The following is a 4,508-nucleotide window of genomic DNA, read 5'->3' as shown; positions in this document are numbered from 1 at the left end:
AAGCTCGTGGGGGCGGCAATGAGCCCCCACGAACTTCCAACAAACAAGCAGTAAAAAGAAAAGTAAAATGGGATAAGAATAAATCATTTAAAACAATGATTTATTTACTTGCAGGAGATTCAGATTTTAACAAACTCAATACACACTGCTCACCGACATAAAATTTGAATTACCCACTCATTTTTCAAAAGAGCCTTTATATTTAACCTGAGTTTTGGATAAGAGGTCTTTCTGCCTACGGGTCGTAACTGCCCTGGTGTAACCCCAATTTGAACCACGCCCTACTTTTCAACGCCTACATATATATCAAGCACTGTGTTTTGAGGGTCAGCTGCTCGCTCATTGTAAACTTCAAAATCAGCAATATAAGACCTTGCACCCTCTAATTCTTGAGGAGACATTTTCCAGATATTCTGCCAAGCCCCAATCACAACATCTGGCATAGGGCCAGACTTGGTTGTAAATCTAGTATAACTTTGAGGTGGAATCATCAAAGTCCTAAAGCCTTCAGGTATATATTCAAAATCTTCAACCTCTTCCCCAATAAAAAAAGTGTAATCACCTGCAAAATCGCTTTCATAATCTGTATATACGCAAAAAGTCACACCCGGCCTTATGCGATCTTCTATTTGATCTGGCATATCTTCTTGATGGTAGCGCTGAACAGTGGCAGCAATTTTGGCTTTTGAGGGGTCCCTTTCATTGGCATTGTTTGTTCTTACGGTAAGACCAACGAACATAGCTTCTGGTAAATCAATCATTGTTTTTTTCATGTGAGGGGCTCCTTTATCTTATTCCTATAAAATCTTGAGTCAAGTTTCACAACTTACCCTTTTCCATTGTCAATGTCAAAAGCACTCAGATTATCTTTAGGGTTGTTCAGTGAAACCAACACGGACGTCATCCCACAAAAAAAGGCGCCCTCTCGGACGCCTTTTAAATTAAAAATCTCACAATGGGTAATCTATCTAGGGATAGCAGCTGTTGCTGTTGCTCTTTCGCCATCAACCACCTTCGAGTCAACCAACTTCAAAGACTTCTCATCTTCTACGCGAGGTTCACGCAACACGTAGCCGCGTCCCCAAACTGTTTCGATATAATTTTCACCATCCAGGGCATCGGACAATTTTTTACGCAACTTACAGATGAATACATCGATAATTTTAAACTCGGGCTCTTCCATACCGCCATATAAATGATTCAAGAACACCTCTTTTGAAAGAGTCGCCCCTTTGCGCATCGCTAGCAATTCAAGAATGGCGTATTCGCGACCTGTAAGGCGGATCGGCTCACCATCCACTTCAACCATACGAGTCGTCAGATTCACCGTAAGCCGTCCAACCTGTATTGCTGATTGGGGGTGTCCTTGCGAACGACGAATAATGGCCCGCACACGAGCTACCAGCTCTTCCCGATTAAAAGGCTTGGTGAGATAGTCATCAGCTCCAAAACCCAATCCCTTCGTTTTATCTTCGATATCGCAGAGCCCCGAAAGAATCATCACTGGGGTCGCGACTTGGATTGCACGCAACCGTCTAAGAATCTCATACCCATCAATGTCAGGCAGCATCAAATCCAAAATAATCAGATCGTAATCATACCGCTTGCCAATCTCTAAACCATCTTCACCAATGGATGTGGTATCACACACAAATCCCTCTGATTTGAGTGTCAGCTGAATTGACTTTGCAGTTGATTGATCGTCCTCGATAACCAAAACCCGCATGATGTCCTCCTGTAGTTCATTGTTTTTTTAACTCTGCCCGTGCTGCATTGAACCGTTGAGATCTATGGTAACGACCAACTCGCAATTTACATCAGTTAAGTGAGCACGCTACGTGCGTGCCAGAAAACCAACAGTTTGGTGCAACTTCAGTATTTGAATAAGTCTAACACTTCCCCACCAGAAGTTAAAGGAATGATTTCTCCCAAGGATGAAATTAAAAAATTAGGCATAATTCAAAAAGGGGTTACAACCTTCTCGGTCGTCATCCTGGACGTTGCGTTTGGAGTTCCTGGCCGCAAGGCCAATGAATTCCAAACGCTTACGATTCAGGATCCCATTTTTACCCCTGTCAATGCAATTTTCTAATGTCCCGCTTTCTGCAATTTTCTGATGTCCGCTTTTGTTATCTCGTAAACTAATAACCTCTAGGCTTTTCAAGCAGCTGCAATTTGGCTTGTATGCCCAGTATTGCAGTTGGACTTTTTTACAATTTGATCCATCAAGTGGTTTAGATCCTTGATGTCAGATACATGCGGCTGGTTTTGTTTCTGTGTACGGATTCTAAATTCCAGTTTTTGCTCGTCTGTGAATACTTCCTGTGTTCCGTCCACATGCTCACAAATAGTCACAGTTTTATACCTGAGACGATAACCTTTGCCCTGAGATAAGCGCATTTCTTTGATCAATCGATCTTGCAGTGTTTTGTTGGCTCTTTCTCAGCATGAGCACAAAATTATGCCGAGAGTAGTGCCTTCAATTTGCGGCCACACTTTTTAAAAAATGATTTAGGCTTTGCTTTTTTTCTACTATTTTCAAATTTTCTATCCTTTTCAAATTTTTTCGCAACAAAATTGGGAACTTCTTTAGAAGTAAGTGACGGTAGATTTTTGGAATTGGCGGGTTTGTGCTTTTTAATTTTTTTAGATTTTTTATGCTTTCGAGTATTTGGTTTTGACCCTTTGGCCTTTGGATATTTTGATATATCTCGCTTTGCCGATGGATCAAGCAAACCTTCAATCGCCCACCATTTCCTCTTCTCACCCTTGGTCACAAAACTGATTGCCGAACCTGTTCCACCAGCACGCGCTGTACGTCCAATACGGTGAATATAATCCTTCGGACATTGCGGCAAATCGTAGTTAATCACATGACGAATATGGGGGATATCAATACCGCGAGCCGCTATGTCCGTTGCAACCATGATGCGATACTGTTGCTTGCGAAAGTCCCTTAAGGCACTTTCTCGCTTGCTTTGCCGCAGGTCACCATGGATAGCAGCAGCTATCCGCTTTTTGTTATTTAATTTCACGGAAAGCTTATCTGCCCCCCGTTTGGTTCTTACAAAAATAATGATCGATCCTTGGCGTTGATCTAACTGCTTGAGAAGCTCTGTATATTTGTCACTCTCAGACATCACCAACACATCTTGCTCAATGGCCTTGATGGGAGTTGATTCCCGCCCCACACTGACCCGCACCGGATTTTTTAAATATTTCCCGGCCATACCCTCAATTTGTTTTGGTAAGGTGGCTGAAAACATCATAGTTTGACGGTCTTTGGGCATCTTATTGATGATGGCATCAATTTGTACATCAAATCCCATATCCAGCATCAAATCCGTTTCGTCCAAAACTAGTGAATGCGTTCGATTCAACCTCAAGGTCCTGCGCCTTAAATGGTCATTAATACGCCCCGGAGTTCCAACAATCAAACGCGGCTTTGCGCCCAACTGCCTAATTTGCCTTTCAATTGCTTCTCCACCAATTAAAAGGGCCATTTTTACCGACCGATCAACAGACAGTAACTTATGAAAGACGCTCATGACTTGCGTTGCCAGCTCACGCGTGGGTGCCATGACAAGCACAGATTCACCTGGATGTGATAAAATTTTTGCCGACAAAGGAATGGCAAAAGCCCCTGTTTTACCAGTTCCTGTTTGTGCAGTTCCCAAAATATCTAGGCCCTCCAGAGCAACCGGAATGGTTTGTACTTGAACAGGCGTTGGCTTTTGAAAATTCATGGCAGCTAAAGCCTGCAAAGATTCCTTGGGCAAATCGAATTGATGGAACGTTTCCATGTCATATGTTTCCTACACACAAAACCATGTTCTTTGCCCTGCGTGCTTTAATTAGACGTTAATAATAAAGGGGTGCAGCGATATAATAGTGCGGGAAAATCAAAACCTATCGTCTACTGATACGCTCTCTACTGATAAGCTCAAAGAGTTCAAAACGAGAGGTTTTGATTTTCCGTTGGTATATAATATTACGGCAGTTACAAACCCAGATACGTAACATATAGATGTTTTTGTTGGAAAAGCAAGTTTTTCCGCTTAAGTTGCAGGATTGTTCAGTGAAAATAGGCTGCCTACGGACCATCATCACGGATGTTGGCTTAAGTTGTTTAAAAAATTTGCAGTGGACCCAACATTTGTGCTAAAAGAGGAAACACTACTGAATGCATGCCAACAACAGATGAAACTCTTTAGTCTGACAGTATTCTATTAAGTGTGGAGTTTGTGTTGGTTAAGTAAGCACTTTGAACGTAACATAGAATAAGGAGGTCCATTTGTCTTTGAGTATAGATTCTGATCTTGAAATAGATCAATGCCTTTCAATGCAAAAACGAAGGTGAAGATTATGTTGACTAAAAAAGGTAGTGTTTCTGAAGATTTTTATTCCAACCACCTAAAGGAAATCAGTGGGATTGAGTTTACCCGGCGTCAAATCGACGTTATGGCCTGTATCGTAAGCGGGTGGAATGTAAAATCTGTGGCTGTGTG

Annotated in this window: 4 protein-coding genes; 1 reads left to right on the top strand and 3 read right to left on the bottom strand. The window is 42.0% G+C overall.

Going from position 1 to position 4,508, the window contains the following annotated elements; translation table 11 throughout:
• Window positions 1-281: 281 nt before the first annotated feature.
• Both ABFQ95_07735 and ABFQ95_07730 read right to left on the bottom strand, forming a co-directional pair.
• Window positions 282-773 (bottom strand): GyrI-like domain-containing protein, encoded by a 492-nt coding sequence (locus ABFQ95_07735; protein MEN8237411.1) that lies wholly within the window; start codon window positions 771-773, stop codon window positions 282-284.
• Between the two features lie 191 nt (window positions 774-964).
• Window positions 965-1,726, bottom strand: a complete 762-nt coding sequence (locus ABFQ95_07730) for a response regulator transcription factor (protein MEN8237410.1) — start codon at window positions 1,724-1,726, stop codon at window positions 965-967.
• A gap of 99 nt (window positions 1,727-1,825) precedes the next feature.
• Between ABFQ95_07730 and ABFQ95_07725 the strand changes: the two genes are divergently transcribed.
• Window positions 1,826-2,092, top strand: coding sequence for a hypothetical protein (locus tag ABFQ95_07725; GenBank protein ID MEN8237409.1), 267 nt, complete (start codon window positions 1,826-1,828; stop codon window positions 2,090-2,092).
• A 367-nt stretch (window positions 2,093-2,459) separates the two neighbouring features.
• Here the strand turns inward: ABFQ95_07725 and ABFQ95_07720 are convergent, their stop codons facing one another.
• Window positions 2,460-3,803 (bottom strand): DEAD/DEAH box helicase, encoded by a 1,344-nt coding sequence (locus ABFQ95_07720; GenBank protein MEN8237408.1) that lies wholly within the window; start codon window positions 3,801-3,803, stop codon window positions 2,460-2,462.
• Between the last annotated feature and the right edge of the window lie 705 nt (window positions 3,804-4,508).

It is taken from the genome of Pseudomonadota bacterium (assembly GCA_039714795.1).
GTDB lineage: Bacteria > Pseudomonadota > Alphaproteobacteria > JAGOMX01 > JAGOMX01 > JBDLIP01.
Note: the sequence above shows the minus strand (reverse complement) of the source record. Positions and strands in the feature narration are given on the sequence as shown.